Annotated in this window: 10 protein-coding genes; 6 read left to right on the top strand and 4 right to left on the bottom strand. The window is 68.5% G+C overall.

The window, feature by feature from the left end; all coding sequences use genetic code 11:
- Positions 1 to 46: 46 nt before the first annotated feature.
- Positions 47 to 2638 carry an ATP-dependent chaperone ClpB gene (clpB, locus tag ACTJI2_RS11075; RefSeq protein WP_183638964.1) on the top strand — a complete coding sequence of 864 codons (2592 nt, stop codon included), beginning with the start codon at positions 47 to 49 and terminating at the stop codon, positions 2636 to 2638.
- A 141-nt stretch (positions 2639 to 2779) separates the two neighbouring features.
- Positions 2780 to 5029, top strand: a complete 2250-nt coding sequence (locus ACTJI2_RS11070; RefSeq protein ID WP_183638962.1) for a bifunctional diguanylate cyclase/phosphodiesterase — start codon at positions 2780 to 2782, stop codon at positions 5027 to 5029.
- A 6-nt stretch (positions 5030 to 5035) separates the two neighbouring features.
- Here the strand turns inward: ACTJI2_RS11070 and ybaL are convergent, their stop codons facing one another.
- On the bottom strand, positions 5036 to 6724 hold the full coding sequence (gene ybaL, locus ACTJI2_RS11065; RefSeq protein ID WP_183638960.1) for a YbaL family putative K(+) efflux transporter: 1689 nt from the start codon (positions 6722 to 6724) through the stop codon (positions 5036 to 5038).
- A 533-nt stretch (positions 6725 to 7257) separates the two neighbouring features.
- Entirely contained in the window at positions 7258 to 9639 is a 2382-nt protein-coding gene (locus tag ACTJI2_RS11060) for a TonB-dependent receptor plug domain-containing protein (protein ID WP_440842094.1), read from the bottom strand.
- A gap of 289 nt (positions 9640 to 9928) precedes the next feature.
- Between ACTJI2_RS11060 and abc-f the strand changes: the two genes are divergently transcribed.
- Positions 9929 to 11878, top strand: a complete 1950-nt coding sequence (gene abc-f / locus ACTJI2_RS11055; protein WP_192197946.1) for a ribosomal protection-like ABC-F family protein — start codon at positions 9929 to 9931, stop codon at positions 11876 to 11878.
- 28 nt (positions 11879 to 11906) lie between these two features.
- Complete coding sequence (locus ACTJI2_RS11050; RefSeq protein WP_440842093.1) at positions 11907 to 13169, top strand: cation:proton antiporter; 1263 nt, start codon at positions 11907 to 11909, stop codon at positions 13167 to 13169.
- Here ACTJI2_RS11050 and ACTJI2_RS11045 read toward each other — a convergent pair.
- Positions 13166 to 14038: a LysR family transcriptional regulator gene (locus ACTJI2_RS11045; RefSeq protein WP_183638956.1), complete on the bottom strand. Its 873-nt coding sequence runs from the start codon at positions 14036 to 14038 to the stop codon at positions 13166 to 13168. The two genes, ACTJI2_RS11050 and ACTJI2_RS11045, sit on opposite strands and share 4 nt — an antisense overlap.
- A gap of 101 nt (positions 14039 to 14139) precedes the next feature.
- On the opposite strand from ACTJI2_RS11045, the gene bla reads away from it, so the two are divergent.
- Together bla and ACTJI2_RS11035 are read left to right on the top strand one after the other, a co-directional pair.
- Positions 14140 to 15033, top strand: coding sequence for a class A beta-lactamase (gene bla / locus ACTJI2_RS11040; protein WP_440842092.1), 894 nt, complete (start codon positions 14140 to 14142; stop codon positions 15031 to 15033).
- Positions 15034 to 15118: 85 nt separating this feature from the next.
- On the top strand, positions 15119 to 15436 hold the full coding sequence (locus tag ACTJI2_RS11035; protein WP_203323110.1) for an FmdB family zinc ribbon protein: 318 nt from the start codon (positions 15119 to 15121) through the stop codon (positions 15434 to 15436).
- 51 nt (positions 15437 to 15487) lie between these two features.
- On the opposite strand, the gene ACTJI2_RS11030 is transcribed toward ACTJI2_RS11035, so the two are convergent.
- Complete coding sequence (locus tag ACTJI2_RS11030; protein ID WP_183638951.1) at positions 15488 to 16426, bottom strand: DUF3011 domain-containing protein; 939 nt, start codon at positions 16424 to 16426, stop codon at positions 15488 to 15490.
- Positions 16427 to 16504 lie beyond the last annotated feature (78 nt).

The following is a 16504-nucleotide window of genomic DNA, read 5'->3' as shown; positions in this document are numbered from 1 at the left end:
TACCATTGCCGGCGCTGCCCGGCCTCTTCTTCCCGAGGTATTCCCGATGCGGATGGACAAGCTCACCTCGCGCTTCCAGCAGGCGCTGGCGGACGCGCAGTCGCTGGCCGTGGGCCGCGACAACACCATGATCGAACCGGTCCACGTGCTGACCGCGCTGCTCGACCAGAACGGCGGCAGCACCCGTCCGCTGCTGGCCCAGGCCGGCGCCAACATTCCCCTGCTGCGCGAGCGGTTGGGCGAGGCGCTGGACAAGCTGCCCAAGGTCAGCGGCCAGCCCGGCAACCTGTCGATCGGCAACGATCTGGGGCGCCTGCTCAACGTCACCGACAAGCTGGCGCAGGAAAACGGTGATCAGTACATCGCCAGCGAGTGGTTCCTGCTCGCGGTGATGGACGATACCGGTGCGGCCGGCCAGGAGCTGAAGTCCGCCGGCGCCAACAAGCAGAAGCTGCGCGCGGCCATCGACAAGCTGCGTGGCGGCGAGAAGGTGCAGGCGGAGAACGCCGAGGACCAGCGCCAGGCGCTGGAGAAGTACACCATCGATCTGACCGAGCGCGCCGAGAGCGGCAAGCTGGATCCGGTGATCGGACGCGACGAGGAAATCCGCCGCACCATCCAGGTCCTGCAACGCCGCACCAAGAACAATCCGGTGCTGATCGGCGAGCCCGGCGTGGGCAAGACCGCGATCGTGGAGGGCCTGGCCCAGCGCATCGTCAACGGCGAAGTCCCCGAGGGACTGCGCGGCAAGCGCGTGCTGTCACTGGACATGGGCGCGCTGATCGCCGGCGCCAAGTTCCGCGGCGAGTTCGAGGAGCGCCTGAAGGCGGTGCTCAACGACCTGTCGAAGAACGAAGGCCAGATCATCCTGTTCATCGACGAGCTGCACACCATGGTCGGTGCCGGCAAGGCCGAGGGCGCGATGGATGCCGGCAACATGCTCAAGCCGGCGCTGGCGCGTGGCGAACTGCACTGCATCGGCGCGACAACCCTGGACGAATACCGCAAGTACGTGGAAAAGGACGCCGCGCTGGAGCGCCGCTTCCAGAAGGTGTTCGTCGGCGAGCCCAGCGTCGAGGACACCATCGCCATCCTGCGCGGGCTGAAGGAAAAGTACGCCGTGCACCATGGCGTGGAGATCACCGATCCAGCGATCGTCGCCGCGGCCACGCTGTCGCACCGCTACATCGCCGACCGCCAGTTGCCGGACAAGGCCATCGATCTGATGGACGAGGCGGCCAGCCGCATCCGCATGGAAATCGACTCCAAGCCGGAGGAAATGGACCGGATGGAGCGCCGCCTGATCCAGCTGAAGATCCAGCGCGAGGCGCTGAAGAAGGAGAAGGACGCGCAGTCGAAGCAGCGCCTGGCCGATCTGGAAAGCGAGATCGAAACCCTGCAGAAGCAGTTCAGCGATCTGGAGGAAATCTGGAAGGCCGAGAAGGCCACGCTGACCGGCGCCACCAAGATCAAGGAGCAGATCGAGCGCGCCAAGCTGGACCTGGAAGCCGCGCAGCGCCGGCAGGACTACGCGCGCATGAGCGAAATCCAGTACGGCCAGCTGCCGGCGCTGGAGAAGCAGCTCACCGCCGCGCAGGAAGCCGAGCAGAAGGGTTTCAGGCTGTTGCAGGACAAGGTCACCGACGAGGAAATCGCCGAAGTGGTCTCGCGCTGGACCGGCATTCCGGTCAGCAAGATGCTGGAAGGCGAGCGCGAGAAGCTGCTGAAGATGGAGGACGTCCTGCGCCATCGCGTGATCGGCCAGGAGGAGGCGATCAAGGTGGTGTCCGACGCGGTGCGCCGTTCGCGCGCCGGCCTGTCCGATCCCAACCGGCCTTCGGGCAGCTTCCTGTTCCTCGGCCCGACCGGCGTCGGCAAGACCGAGCTGTGCAAGGCGCTGGCCGAGTTCCTGTTCGATTCGGCCGACGCGATGGTCCGCATCGACATGAGCGAGTTCATGGAGAAGCACGCGGTCAGCCGCCTGATCGGCGCGCCCCCGGGCTACGTGGGCTATGAAGAGGGCGGCTATCTGACCGAGGCCGTACGTCGTCGCCCGTACAGCGTGATCCTGCTGGACGAGGTGGAGAAGGCGCATCCGGACGTGTTCAACATCCTGCTGCAGGTGCTGGACGACGGTCGCCTGACCGACGGCCAGGGCCGCACGGTGGACTTCCGCAACACCGTCATCGTGATGACCTCGAACCTGGGATCGAACCTGATCCAGGACATGTCCGACGGCGGCGACAGCCCGGAGAGCTATACCCAGATGAAGGCGGCGGTGATGGGCGTGGTGCAGGCGCACTTCCGGCCCGAATTCATCAACCGGCTGGACGACATCGTGGTGTTCCATCCGCTGGACAAGGCGCAGATCCGCGAGATCGCCCGCATCCAGACCCGCTACCTGGCCAAGCGCCTGGCCGAGCGCCAGATCGGGCTGGAGATCGACGATTCGGCGCTGATGCTGCTGGGCAACGTCGGTTTCGATCCGGTCTATGGCGCGCGACCGCTGAAGCGGGCCATCCAGACCCAACTGGAGAATCCGCTGGCGCAGAAGATCCTGTCCGGCGAGTTCGGCGCGGGGGACACGGTGCGGATCGCCGCCGAGGGCGGCCACCTGGTCTTCCACAAGCGCGGCTGAGACACCGGCCCGGAAAGGAAAACGCGGCCATGGGCATGCGTCCCATGGCCGCGCGCAGCGGTCGTGGCCGCTTCCCGGGCCCGATTGCGTTCCGGAGGTAGTGGACGTGCCCGATGCGCGTCCCCTCGACCAGGGAAGCAAGTGAGCCCACAGCCAACGACAGGATGGTGGCGAAGCCGGACCGGCAAGATCCTCCTGTGGGGCCTGCTGTGCGTGCTCGCTCAGCAGATCGCCATCGGTTACCGGATCGACTTCTTCGGCCAGACCGCCGACGCCTCCCTGATCCACCTGCATTTCGGCCTGCTGCTGGCGCTGGCGCTGCTGGAACCCGACCGTCGGGTGGTGATCGCGACCCTCGCCATCACCGCCGCGGGCTGGGCGGCCCGGCAATGGTCGATGGAACCGGGGCAGATCGCGCCGCTGGCGTGGGGCGCGTCGATGTGGGTGCTGGTGGGCGTGTGGACCCTGGCCTGCGCGCGCTGGGCGGGCGCACAGGGTCGGCTGGACCGGCATGGCCTGGGCCGGCTGGCCTTGTACGGCCTGCTCGTCTATCCCGCCGGTTGCGCCTTGCTGGGCGGCACCATGGCGGTGATCGCGCCGCCGACCGAAGCGCTCAGCGCGGCATTCCAGATGTTCTTCGCCAAGCAGTTCGGGGTGGCCGTGATCACCCTGCCGCTGGTGGTGGCGTGGCGCGAGGGCAGGCAGTCCCCGCGTCGTTCCGGAACCGCAGGATGGACCTGGCCGCTGCTGCTGATTGCCGGCCTGGGCCTGAGCCTGTGGGCTTCGCGGATGGTCCATGGCGGCCTGGCCGATCGCACCGCGGTGGTGTTGATGGACTACCGCTTCGCCCTGTTCGTGGTGCTGGCCTGGTTCGTGCTGTGGTTGCCGCCACGTCGTTCCATGCTGGCGCTGTCGGCGGCGCTGTTCTGCCTGGTGGTGGCGATGTCCGCGAGCGCCGAATACGGCAGCACGGTGCTGGGCCTGTTCAATCTGCTGCACCTGGCGGCCGAAGTGAACATCCTGCTGCTGGCCATGCTTTATCTGTGGGTGATCAGCCGGGACCGCCGCGAACTGTCGCGCCGTCTGGCCGAGGAGATCCAGCGCGATACCCTGACCGGGCTGCCCAACCTGCGGGCGTTGCGCCGGCGCATGGCGGTGGCGCCGCCACGGCGGCGCGAACTGGGTTTCCTGCTGCTGGACAAGACCGACTCGCTGGTGACCGGCTACGGCCTGGACATGCAGGCGGCGGTGGTCAGTGGCATGGCCGCGCGGCTCTCGGACCTGGCCGAGGTGTACGTGCTGGGCACCGGCCAGTTCGCGCTGGTGCCGGTGGCCGACGCCGACGACGATATCTGGGAACGGCTGGTCGCGCGGGTCGAACATGCGGAGTTCGTCGCCGATGGCCAGCCGGTACGGTTGCTGCCGTACCTGGGCGTGGCCTCGCTGCCGGCGGCGGGGACGGATCCGGTGGCCGATGTCGTGGATACCGCGCTGCTCAACGCTTCGCACCTGGCCTTCGACGCGCGCCAGCATGGCGAGCTGCGGCCGCGCTACAGCGATTTCGATGATGGACGCCTGCGCCGCGCCCACCGGCAGCAACTGCAGGATGCCGCGATTGCGCTGGCCTGCCTGCGCAACGAACGGCTGGTGCTGCACTTCCAGCCGATACGCAGGCTCGAACTGGCGGCGGAGCCGGGACCCACCATCTCCGGCGAGGTGCTGTGTCGCCTGCGCGACGATGATGGCAGGCTGATACCGCCATCGCGCTTCATGCGCCCGATCGAGGCGGCGGGACGCGGCGCGGAACTGGATCTGGCGGTCATCAAGTCGCTGTTCCGGCTGCTGCGGAAATACCCGGAATCCCTGCCGTATTGCGAACGCATCGCGATCAACCTGACCGGGCAGAGCCTGGCATCGATGAGTTTCCAGGTGGAACTGCGGACCCTGCTGGCCGACTCGCCGCTGCCGCTGACGGCGCTGTGCTTCGAGGTCACCGAATCCGCCGCCATTTCGAGTACCCCGGTGGCGGCGCGGCTGCTGCGGGATCTGCGCGCGCATGGCTGCCAGATCGCCATCGACGATTTCGGCACCGGCATGCAGAGCTTCGCGCGGTTGAAGGAGCTGCCCGCCGACGTCATCAAGATCGACGGATCCTTCATCCGCAACGTCGCCCAGCGCGGCAGCGATCACGCGATGGTCAAGGCCACCGTCGCGGTGGCGGGCGTGTTCGGCGCGGAAACCGTGGCCGAGTTCGTCGAGGACCTCGACACCGCCGACTGCCTGCGGGAGCTGCGCGTGGACTGGGTGCAGGGCGATCTGTACGCGCCCCCGCGGCCGCTGTCGGAAATCCTCTCCGAGGCGCTGCCGCGCGAGTTGCAGTACGCGCCCTGAGCCGGCTCAGCCGCCCGTGCGCAGCGCGCGGTAGGGCGGCGTCGCCATCACCATTTCCGCCAGCGAGAACGCCAGTTCGCGTTCGGCCAGCACGGCGCCGTCGGCGCCGTGCTCCAGCAGGTGGCGCACCTCGGCGTCGCTGTGCGCGCGCGCCAGCAGGGTCAGGCCCGGATTGATCGCGCGCAGCTTGGCGATGGCCTCGCCGGCCTCCAGCGGCTGCGGGATCGCGAGCACCGCGATCTTGGCCTTTTCCGGATGGGCTTCGGCCAGCACCTTGTCGGCGGCCGCGCTGCCGCGGATGGCGGGAATGCCGGCGGCGTGCGCACGCTCGACGTGCTCGCCGTTGTCGTCAATGACGATCAACGGCACGCCACGCTCGTGCAGCACGTGCGCCAGCGAACTGCCTACCCGGCCATAGCCGATGATGATGGCGTGATCCTGCACGTCCAGCGAGGGGCCGGGCGGCGGTTCGGGTTCGACTTCTTTCGGTGCGGCCGCCTCCTGGCGCGCCTGCCAGCGATCCAGCAGACCGAAGATCAGCGGATTGAGCATGATCGAGATCAGCGCGCCGGCCAGCACCAGGTCATGGCCTTCCTTGGGCAGGATTTTCAGGTCCATGCCCAGGCCGGCGATGATGAAGGCGAATTCGCCGATCTGCGCCAGACTGGCGGAAATGGTCAGCGCGGTCGAATTGGGGTGGCCGAAGGCACGCACGATCAGGTAGGCGGCGGCCGACTTGCCGAACAGGATGATGAAGGCCGTACCCAGCACTTCGAACGGATGCTCGACCAGGATGTTCGGATCGAACAGCATGCCGACCGAGACGAAGAACAGCACCGCGAAGGCATCGCGCAGCGGCAGCGAGTCGTTGGCGGCCTTGTGGCTGAGTTCGGACTCGTTGAGCAGCATGCCGGCGAAGAACGCGCCCAGCGCGTAGGACACGCCGAACAGGGTCGCCGAGCCGAACGCCACGCCCAGCGCGATGGCCAGCACCGACAGGGTGAACAGTTCGCGCGAGCCGGTGCTGGCGGTGCGTTCGAGGATCCAGGGAATCACCCGCCGTCCGACCACCAGCATCACGGTGACGAACAGCGCGAGCTTGAGCAGGGTCCAGCCCAGGCTGGCGATGATGGCGCCGGCGCTGAGTCCGCCGGTCTCGCCCTGCTGGCCGGCCAGTCCGCCGATCACCGGCATCATCACCAGCGCCAGCACGCAGGCCAGGTCCTCCACGATCAGCCAGCCCACCGCGATGCGTCCGCGCGAGGTGTCCAGCAGGCGGCGTTCCTCCATCGCCCGCAGCAGCACCACGGTACTGGCGGTGGACAGCGAGAAGCCGAAGATGATCCCGTACAGCGTGGGCCAGCCCATCAGCGCCGCCAGGCCCCAGCCGAGCAGCGTGGCCGCGCTGATCTGCACCAGCGCGCCGGGGATGGCGATCCACTTGACCTCCATGAGGTCCTTGAGCGAGAAGTGCAGGCCGACGCCGAACATCAGCAGCATCACGCCGATCTCGGCGAGCTGCTTGGCCAGCTCCTGATCGCCAACGAAGCCGGGGCTGAAGGGCCCCACGCAGATGCCCGCCACCAGATAACCGACCAACGGAGACAGCCGCAAGCGATTGGCCACCGCGCCCAGGACGAAGGCGAGGGCAAGGCCAATGGCGACGATGTTGATCAGGTCGGTGTCATGGTGCATCGAGGCTCGCGTTTTCCAGGGGAAAGGAGGTCGAGTTTCGCCGATGCGGCGCCGCTGCGGCAAACGGAAAACTGAGCGGCGTGTTCATCCTACACCGTGCGTGGACCGGGCGAGCCGGCGCCGACGGACGGCGGCGGAAGGCAAATCCCCCGTCGCCTTCGGCGCCCGCCCCCTTTTTCCAAAGGGGCTATCGAGATACTCCGACGCTCGGAAACCCGCTTCGCCTCCCCCTTTTTTAAAAGGGGGACCGAGGGGGATTTGCTTTTCAGCAGCAAGAGCAAATCCCCCGTCGCCTCCGGCGCCCGCCCCTTTTCCGCTTTCAACAGCCGCATGGCTGGTCAAGGGGCTATCGAGGTACTCCGACGCTCGCAAACCCGCTTTGCCTCCCCCCTTTTTAAAAGGGGGACTGAGGGGGATTTGCTTCTTCGCGCCAAGAGCAAATCCCCCGTCGCCTCCGGCGCCCGCCCCCTTTTTCGCTTTCAACAGCCGCATGGCTGGTCAAGGGGGCTAGGAGAGAGTCCGCTGCCGCGCACTCACCACTTGTAGCCGATGCGTCCATACACGTAGGCGCCGTTGAAGCCGGCCGGCGACTGGCTGCTGTAGGGGAACTGGCCGCTGTTGGAGTTCGGGAAGATGGTGCGATCCGGGTACTCGTCCAGCAGGTTGTCCGCGCCCAGGGTGAAGGTCCAGCCGTCGAGCCGGTAGCTGGCCGAGGCGTCGACGGTCCAGATGGCGCCGTATTTCTGATCGTTGGCCGGATTGCCGGTTTCGCTGACCCAGGTGGTGAACTCGCCGTAGCGGGTGGTGCCCAGCGCGAAGTCCCATGCCGCCAGGTTCCAGACCGCGTTGAGGCTGAACTTGTCGCGTGGATAGCCTTCCTCGATGCGACCCTGTTCGTCGCGGCCCACGCGCCAGAGATTGGCGCCCAGCGCGGTCAGTTCCGGCGGGTTCGGCGCGATGCGGGTGATCTCGGTCTTGTTGCGGTTGTAGCCGGCGGTGAGGTTCAGCGTGCTGGCGGCCAGCGGGATCGAATAGGTGCCGACCACGTCTACACCGCGGGTGCGGGTGTCGATGGCGTTGTTGAAGTAGCGCGCGCTGGTCACCCCGTTGATGCCCAGGCTGGCGAGCAGCGCCTGCGCGGCGGCGTTGTTGGCCAGCAGCAGGTTGGACGAGAGCACGATGCGATCGTCGATGTCGATCTGGTAGGCGTCGATGGTGATGTACAGGCGATCCACCGGCTGCAGCACCAGGCCCAGGCTGTAGGACAGCGAGGTTTCCGCCTTCAGCGCCTCCGCGCCCAGCGCCTGCGCGACCGCGCTGGTGGCCGGGAACGTGCCGGATTCGAAGAAGCGATCCACGCTCGCGTTGTACTGCGAGGTCACCACCTGGTAATACTGCTGGGCCAGCGCCGGCGCGCGGAAGCCGCTGGCGACGGTGGCGCGCAACGCGACCTTGTCGGTGAACGCGTAGCGGGCCGACAGCTTGCCGGACGTCTCGCTGCCGAAATCCGAATAGTCCTCGTAGCGCGCGGCGATACCGGCGGAGAACTTGTCGGTGAAATCCGCTTCCAGGCCGACGTAGGCGGCGTAGCTGTGGCGGTCCTCGTGCACCGCGTTGGCGGGCGTGAAGCCGCCGAAGCCCTGCGCGCCGCCGCCGGTGTAGGAATTCGGGTTGCCGGGCGACTGGTTCCACTTCTCGCGGCGATACTCGGCGCCGAAGGACAGCGTGGCCGGATAGGCCAGGCCCCAGTCCAGGGTCTTGGTGAAGTCGGCGTTGAACAGGTTCTGGGTGTACTCCAGCGCACCGTCGTAGAAACGGCGCGGGCTGTTCGCGCCCAGGCTGTAGTTGATGCTGTTCCGGGTGTAGAAGAACAGCTTGTTGTAGCCGTAGTTGTAGCTGACGTCCCAGGTCCAGCCGCTGTCGGTGCCGCCCTTGAGGCCGGCGACCAGCGAGCGATCCTTGGACACCTGGTTGATCTCGGGCACGTAGCCGTTCGGATAGACCTGTGGCACCAGCGGGTTGTGGCCGGGTGAGCGGTAGAACGCGAACGAGGTGATGTCGCGGTTGCTCAGGATGGTCGTCGCGTAGGCGCTGAGGTTGTCGCTGAACTCGAAGCCGGCATTGGCCGATACCGCTTCGGCTTCGACTTCCGGATCACCGTAGACGTAGGCGACCTCGCCGATGTCGGGATTGTTGCCGGTGTTGGGCGAGGTGCCACCGTAGGGGCCCGCGCGATCGGTTTCGTCCTGGCGGGTCACCTGGCCGGCCACGTGCACGAAGCCGCGTCCGTCGCCGAAACCGACGCCGGCATCGCCGGCCAACTGGTACTGGCGGCCGTCGCCGGCCGAGTACTGGCCGGCGTCAAGCACCAGGCTGCCGCCTTTCTCCGCGCCCTTGAGCACGATGTTGACCACGCCGGCGATGGCGTCGGAGCCGTACTGCGCCGAGGCGCCGTCGCGCAGCACTTCGACGCGGGCGATCGAGGACACCGGGATGGCGTTGAGATCCACCGCCGAGGAACCGCGGCCGATGGTGCCGTTGACGTTGACCAGCGCGGACAGGTGGCGGCGCTTGCCGTTGACCAGGATCAGCACCTGGTCCGGCGACAGGCCGCGCAGTTGCGCCGGGCGCACGCCGCTGGTGCCGTCGGTGATGGCCGGGCGTGGGAAGTTCAGCGAGGGCAGGGCGCGCGCCAGCGCGGTCGCCAGCTCGGTGGTGCCGGTGGCCTGCAGCGCTTCCGGGGTGAGGATGTCGATCGGCGACTGCGATTCGGCCGCGGTGCGGTCGGCGACCCGGGTACCGGTGACAATGAGGGTGTCCAGGGTCTGCGGTTTCTGTTCGTCCTGGGCGAAGACGGGGGTGGAGGCGAGGGCCAGGACGATGGCGGCGGACAGCGGAGAAAGCGTGCGGATCATGGGTACTCCAATGCTCGGAACGGGATGCGACGGCCGCGATGCGGCGGTCGTTGGCGTGGCAGAGGCGGCATTCCCGGAGGTATGCTGCACCACAACATAACGTCAATTATTCGTTAACGAGTAGAATCGCGTCGCAGAACTTCTGCTTATGTGCTTATGCCGGTTGGTGCGATTCGTAGGTCGTGATAGCCGCCGGCGCACGTGCATGTCAACGATTTATTAACAAATGTGAGACCGGCGTGGCGTCGTGCGGATGCCGGAGCCGGTTTCCAGGAACGGACTTTTCATCGTGATTTCCCTGCGTAATTTCGCTCTCCGGCGCGGCGAGCGCCTGCTCCTGTCCAATGTCGATCTGGCCCTGCACGCGGGTTACCGGGTGGGCGTGGTCGGCCGCAACGGCACCGGCAAATCCAGCCTGTTCGCCGCCATCCGCGGCGAACTGGAAGCGGACAAGGGCGATGTCGACCTGCCGGGCAAGGTGCGCATCGCCAGCGTTGCCCAGGAAACCCCGTCGCTGCCGGATCCGGCCATCGACTTCGTGCTGGGCGGCGACACCGAGGTGGCGGCCGCGCTGAAGGCCGAGGCCGACGCGCTGGCCGCCGAAGACTGGGAAGCGGTCGCCGCCGCGCACATCCGGCTGGAGGAAGTCGGCGGCTACGACGCCACCGCCCGCGCCGGCAAGCTGCTGCACGGCCTCGGCTTCCCGGCCGAGACCCACCAGCGCGCGGTGTCCGCGTTTTCCGGCGGCTGGCGGGTGCGCCTGAACCTGGCGCGCGCGCTGATGATGCCCAGCGACCTGCTGCTGCTCGACGAACCGACCAACCACCTCGATCTCGATGCCGTGCTGTGGCTGGAGCAGTGGCTGCTGAAATATCCCGGCACGCTGCTGCTGATCTCGCACGACCGCGAATTCCTCGACAACGTCGCCACCCACACCCTGCATCTGCACGGCGGCGGGGCGAAGCTGTACACCGGCGGCTACACCGACTTCGAGCGCCAGCGCGCCGAGCAATTGCGCCAGCAGCAGATCGCGTTCGAGAAGGAACAGGCCGAACGCGCGCATCTGCAATCCTTCATCGATCGCTTCAAGGCCAAGGCGAGCAAGGCGCGCCAGGCGCAGAGCCGGATGAAGCGGCTGGCCAAGCTGGCCGGCACCGAGGCGGTACGGATGGAGCGCGAGTTCCGCATCGAGTTCGCCCAGCCCAACCGCCTGCCGCACTCGCTGATCCGCATCAACCACGGCGAAGCCGGCTATGCCCTTTCCCCGCAAGCGGGGGAAGGTGCCCGAAGGGCGGATGGGGGCAAGGCTCCGGAGAGCGGCCCCCACCCCAACCCTCCCCCGCGGGCGGGGGAGGGAGCGACGATCATCCTGCACGAGGTCGGCTTCGGCCTGGAGGCCGGCGATCGCATCGGCCTGCTGGGTCCCAACGGCGCCGGCAAATCGACCCTGGTCAAGACGCTGGTCGGCGAACTGCCGCTGCTCGACGGCGAGCGCAGCGCGCATCCGGATCTGCGCATCGGCTACTTCGCCCAGCACACGGTGGAATCGCTGCATGAGGGCCAGTCGCCGATCGATCATTTCCGCGAACTTTCGCCGGATGCCTCGACCCAGTCGTTCCGCGACTTCCTCGGCAAGTGGAATTTTCCCGGTGATCGCGCGTTCGAATCGGTGGACGGTTTCTCCGGCGGCGAGCGCGCGCGCCTGGCGCTGGCGCTGATCGCCTGGCAGCAGCCGAACGTGCTGCTGCTCGACGAACCGACCAACCACCTGGACCTGGAAATGCGCGAGGCGCTGGCCGAGGCGCTCAGCGACTTCGACGGCGCCATCGTCATGGTCTCGCACGATCGCCATCTGATTGGCCTGGTCTGCGACACCTTCTGGCGGGTGGCCGACGGCAAGGTGGAACCGTTCGCCGGCGACCTGGACGAATACGCCGCCTGGCTGCGCACGCGTCCGGCCGCGCAGGGCACCAAGATCCGCATGGCGGAAGCCGCGCCCACGCCGCCACCCAAGCCGGCGCCGGCGCGCAAGCCGCCCAATCCGCACAAGCTGGCGCAGGCCGAGGCGCGGATGACCGAGCTCGAGGAACAACTCGCGGCGGTCGACGCGGAACTGGCCGACCCTCGCAGTTATGCTGACGCCGCGCGCGCGGCGGATCTGGGGCAGCAGCGGACCCGCCTGCAGCAGGAACTGGAACAGGCCGAGCAGGCCTGGTCCGCACTGTACGAGGCAGGTTGACCGCGACGGGCGGGATCCCGGAGGGCGAATGAACCAGGAACTGATCTATCTGGCCTTGATCTTCGGCCTGCTGGTGGTGCCGCGCGCATTGCAGCGCTTCAAGCTGCCGGCGCCGCTGACCTGCCTGATGCTGGGCATCGCGGCGATGCTGTGGCTGGGCGAGCGCTCGCATGACGGGGTGATCGCGCTGCTGGCGACGCTGGGCATTTCCTCGCTGTTCCTGTTCGCCGGCCTGGAAGTCGAACTGCAGGCGCTGCGTCGCGGTTTCTGGCCATTGCTCACGCACCTGCTGATCCGCAGCGCGACCCTGTGCGGCGTCGGTTGGCTGGCGTGGCGCTACGCCGGCCTGTCATGGCAGGCGGCGGGCCTGCTGGCGCTGGCGCTGTTGACGCCGTCAACCGGTTTCATCATCGACACCCTGGGACGGCTGGGGCTGGACGAGCAGGAGCGCTTCTGGGTCACCAACAAGGCCATCGCCGGCGAACTGCTGGCGCTGGCGGCGCTGTTCCTGGTGCTGCAGGCGGATCAGCCGATGAAGATGGCGATCTCCTCCGGCATCCTGATCGCGCTGCTGATCGGACTGCCGCTGCTGTTCATCGCGCTGGGGCGCTGGGTGGCGCCGCATGCGCCGGGCTCGGAATTCTCGTTGCTGGTGATGGTGGGACTGATCGCCGCCTTCACCACCTACAAGCTGGGCGTGTACTACCTGGTCGGGGCGTTCGTCGCCGGCCTGATCGCGCGCCTGCTGCGGCAGAAGATGCCGCGCCTGGCTTCCGACGAGAACCTGCACGCGGTACGCCTGTTCGCGACGTTCTTCGTGCCGTTCTACTTTTTCAATGCCGGCCCCAAGGTGCCGGCGGGCGCGCTCAGCTGGGAAGCGCTGGGCCTGGGCCTGCTGCTCACGCTGGCGGTGCTGCCGCTGCGCATCGGCGTGATCTGGGTGCAGCGCCGGCTGATGTTCGGCGAGGACATGCGCAGCAGCCTGCGGGTGTCGCTGGCGCTGGCGCCCACGCTGATCTTCACCCTGGTGCTGGCGGGCATCCTGCGCGAGCGTTTCCACATTCCCGATGCGTTGTTCGGCGCGCTGCTGCTGTACGCGGCACTGACCACGCTGCTGCCGTCGCTGGTGTTCCGCACGCCGTTCGACGTGGATCCGATGGCCGCGCCCGAAGCGGACGCGGCGAGCATGGCGGGCGACGCCCCCGCGTCGTCGCCGGAGCAGCCGGCGGGTGCCGTGGCCGCCGCGGCGGACACCGTGCCGGCGCCGGATTCCGGAACGCGCCCGGCCTAGCGTTCGCCGCCCTCGTCTTCCAGCCATTGGCGCAACCGCGCGGCGGCGACGGATTCCGGGCGCGAGCGCAGGCGGGTGAGCCAGTAGCGCCCGAGTTCCAGCGTCTGCGCGAACGGTTGCAGCAGACGCCCGGAGGCGAGCTCCTGTTCGAACATCGCCAGCGGCAGCAGCGCCACCCCGGCGCCGCGCGTCGCCGCGCTGGCCAGGGTCAGCGAGGAATCGAACTGCGGTCCGCGCGCCTGCAGGCCGGAGAGGCCGGCGGCGGCGAGCCAGCGCGGCCATTCGTCGGCGCGGAACGAGCGCAGCAGCGTCACGTGGGCGAGATCGCGCGGCTGCCGCAGCGCCTGCGCCAGCACGGGCGCGCAGACCGGCGCGAACGGCGTGGACCACAGCGGCGTGCAGACCTCGCCCGGCCAGTCGCCGTCGCCGAAACGGATCGCCGCGTCCAGGCCCTCGCCGGGCAGATCGACGCGGTTGTTGTGGGTGGAGATGCGCAGCTCGATGTCCGGATGCGCGGCGGCGAACGCGGGCAGGCGCGGCAGCAGCCAGCCGGTGGCGAAGGTGCCGACCACGCCCAGGTTCAGCACTTCGCGCGCTTCGCCGCCGGCCAGCCGATCCAGGCTCAGGCCGATGCGATCGAAGGCCTCGCTGAGCACCGGCAGCAAGGCCGCGCCTTCGTCGGTGAGCGCCACGCCACGCGGCAGGCGCTGGAACAGCACGGTCCCCAGACGTTCCTCCAGCGCCTTGATCTGGTGGCTCAGCGCGGCCTGGCTGACGCACAGTTCGTCGGCGGCGCGGGTCAGGTTCTGGTGGCGCGCGGCGGCCTCGAAGGCGCGCAGGGCGTTGAGCGGCAGTTGGGGCCTGAGCATGACCTGTCATGAGCCTGGCTAATGGATGGCATTGAATAACCTCGCTGGTGGCGTCCGGTCAACGCGGGAACAATCAGCTTTCCTCACATGGAGCCCCCCGCATGCTCGCCCGTCGCCAGTTTTTGCAGATGTCCGCCGCCGCGCTGGTTTCGCTGCCCGTCGTTCGCGTGCTGGCCGGGGAGGACACCACCGGTTCACCGGAGGCCGGCTTCGAGGAGGCGCTGGACGGACTGGAGCGCGGCAGTGGCGGACGGCTCGGGGTCTGCCTGTTCGATACCGCCAGCGGGCGACAGTGGGGACGGCGCGTGGATGAGCGCTTCCCGATGTGCAGCACCTTCAAGTTCCCGTTGGCCGCGGCGGTGCTGCGGCGGGTCGAGCGCGGCGAACTGGCGCTCGACCGGCGCGTGTCGATCCGACGCGAGGACATGATCCCGCATGCGCCGGTGACGGAAAAACACGTGGGCGGCCAGCTCAGCGTGGGCGAACTCTGCCAGGCGACGATGATCTGGAGCGACAACCCGGCGGCCAACCTGCTGTTGCCGTTGGTGGGCGGTCCCGCCGGGGTGACCGCGTTCCTGCGCGCCAGCGGCGATGCCGTCACCCGCAACGACCGCGACGAGCCGGAGGTCAACCGGTTCAGCCCGGACGACCCGCGCGACACGACCTCGCCGGCGGCGATGGCCGGCAGCCTGCGCCGGCTGGTGCTGGGCGGGGGGCTCGGGGCGGAATCCCGCCGCCGGCTGGCGGACTGGCTGATCGACAACCGTACCGGCGACCGCCGCCTGCGCGCCGGCCTGCCGGCCGGCTGGAAGGTCGGTGACAAGACCGGCAGCAACGGCGAGGACACCACCAACGACATCGCCATCGTGTGGCCGGACCGGGGTCGCGCGCCGTGGCTGCTGACCGCCTATCTGCAGGGGGCGAAGGTCGATGCGGACGCGCGTGATGGCGTGCTGCGGCAGGTCGGGGTGGCCGCGGCGCGGTTCATCGGATGAGGCCGCGGCGGGCAGGCCACCGTTGAATCCGGGCCGCCAGGCCCCAGAATAGGGGCCTGCGTTTCCTCATCAATGCGTTTCCGCCATGCCGATTTATGCCTTCGAGTGCGCCGAATGCGGCCACGCCTTCGACCGACTGCAGAAACTGTCCGACCCGGATCCCGATGCCTGCCCGTCCTGTGGCCGGCCGGCGGTCAAGCGCCAGCTGACCGCGCCCGCCTTCCGCCTGGCCGGCGGCGGCTGGTACGAGACCGATTTCAAGAAGGATGGCGACAAGAAGCGCAACCTGGCCGAAGGCGGCAGCACCTCCGCCGCTTCGTCTTCCGCCGCTTCGTCCTCCGGCGACACGGCGGCCCCGGCCAAGACCGAATCCAAGCCGGCCTCGACGCCGTCCGCGGGTTGAGCCTGCGCGGGGACGGCCCGTGCGGCCCGTCCCCGGATCGGACCCGCGGGGCTAGCGCGCGCTGAAGCGCGCGTTGCAGCCGCCGCGGACCCAGATTTCCTGGCGGTTGGCGTCATACCCCCAGCCGCGGGTCTCCACGCAGATGCCCTGCGAGAATTCCTGCTGCACGCGCGGCCGGCCCTGGCGGGCGTCCCAACGGCAGCGGTTGAGCCGCGGATCGCCCGGACGGCTGGCGCACTGGACGCTGTAGCCCGGATTGCCGCCACCCCAGCCGCCACCGGCCACGCCGAAACGGGCGCGGCAGCCGTGGTTGACCCAGATGAGATTGCGCTGGTGGCCCCAGTTGTTCCCTTCCCGGCATTGGGCCTTGGACAGGTTCTGCACCACCACCGGGCGGCCGCGGCGGTCGTCCCAGGCGCAGGTGCGGTAGCGCGCGTCCTCGCTGGCGCAGGTCACGGTGTAGCCGCTGTTGCCGCCGCCGTTGCCCCAGCCCTGCGAGGTTTCCACGAACTCCCCCCGGCAGCCGTTGCGGACCCGGATCACCCCGGGCTGCTGCTGCCAGGACCGGCCCTCGACGCAGGCCCCGCTGGACAGTTGGCGGGACAGCCGGGCGCGGTTGGCGAAGCCGGTCTGGCAACTGCGTTCACGCTGGTCGACGCTTTCGCAGCGGACGGTGCGGCCGGGCGCCGGGCCGGGATTCCAGCCGCCGTTTCCGCCCCCCAGCGAGGTGGCGATGTCCTGCTTGATCCGGCTGAAAGGCCAACCGGACAGGCGCACCTGGTCGAGGTAGAAGCGCAACTGGTCGTCGGGAATGCGGCGCCCGCGCGACTGTTCGCTGTACTCCAGGCTGATCACCCGGGTCTGCTCCGCCACGGTCAGGGTCCGCAGGTTTTCCGGCGCGTAGGCCCGGGTCTGGACCTGGGCCGGGGCATGGCTGGCCAGCAAGGCCAGGAAGAGTGCGCACAGCGACTTCATCACAGCCTTGTTCATGGTGGTCTCCCGTCGGGAGCGGCAAGCTTAATCCCGTTGCGGGCCGGGTAGGCTAGGCCCGCGCGGCGGGGGGCGGGC

The organism is Pseudoxanthomonas sp. 22568, assembly GCF_052044485.1.
Lineage (GTDB): Bacteria > Pseudomonadota > Gammaproteobacteria > Xanthomonadales > Xanthomonadaceae > Pseudoxanthomonas_A > Pseudoxanthomonas_A beigongshangi.
Note: the sequence above shows the minus strand (reverse complement) of the source record. Positions and strands in the feature narration are given on the sequence as shown.

Excerpts from the sequence above, each read along its gene's own strand:
- clpB (WP_183638964.1), top strand. The coding sequence starts at position 47 with ATGCGGATGGACAAGCTCACCTCGCGCTTCCAGCAGGCGCTGGCGGAC.
- ybaL (WP_183638960.1), bottom strand. The coding sequence starts at position 6,724 with ATGCACCATGACACCGACCTGATCAACATCGTCGCCATTGGCCTTGCC.
- ACTJI2_RS11060 (WP_440842094.1), bottom strand. The coding sequence starts at position 9,639 with ATGATCCGCACGCTTTCTCCGCTGTCCGCCGCCATCGTCCTGGCCCTC.
- ACTJI2_RS11050 (WP_440842093.1), top strand. The coding sequence starts at position 11,907 with ATGAACCAGGAACTGATCTATCTGGCCTTGATCTTCGGCCTGCTGGTG.
- ACTJI2_RS11045 (WP_183638956.1), bottom strand. The coding sequence starts at position 14,038 with ATGCTCAGGCCCCAACTGCCGCTCAACGCCCTGCGCGCCTTCGAGGCC.
- bla (WP_440842092.1), top strand. The coding sequence starts at position 14,140 with ATGCTCGCCCGTCGCCAGTTTTTGCAGATGTCCGCCGCCGCGCTGGTT.
- ACTJI2_RS11035 (WP_203323110.1), top strand. The coding sequence starts at position 15,119 with ATGCCGATTTATGCCTTCGAGTGCGCCGAATGCGGCCACGCCTTCGAC.
- ACTJI2_RS11030 (WP_183638951.1), bottom strand. The coding sequence starts at position 16,426 with ATGAACAAGGCTGTGATGAAGTCGCTGTGCGCACTCTTCCTGGCCTTG.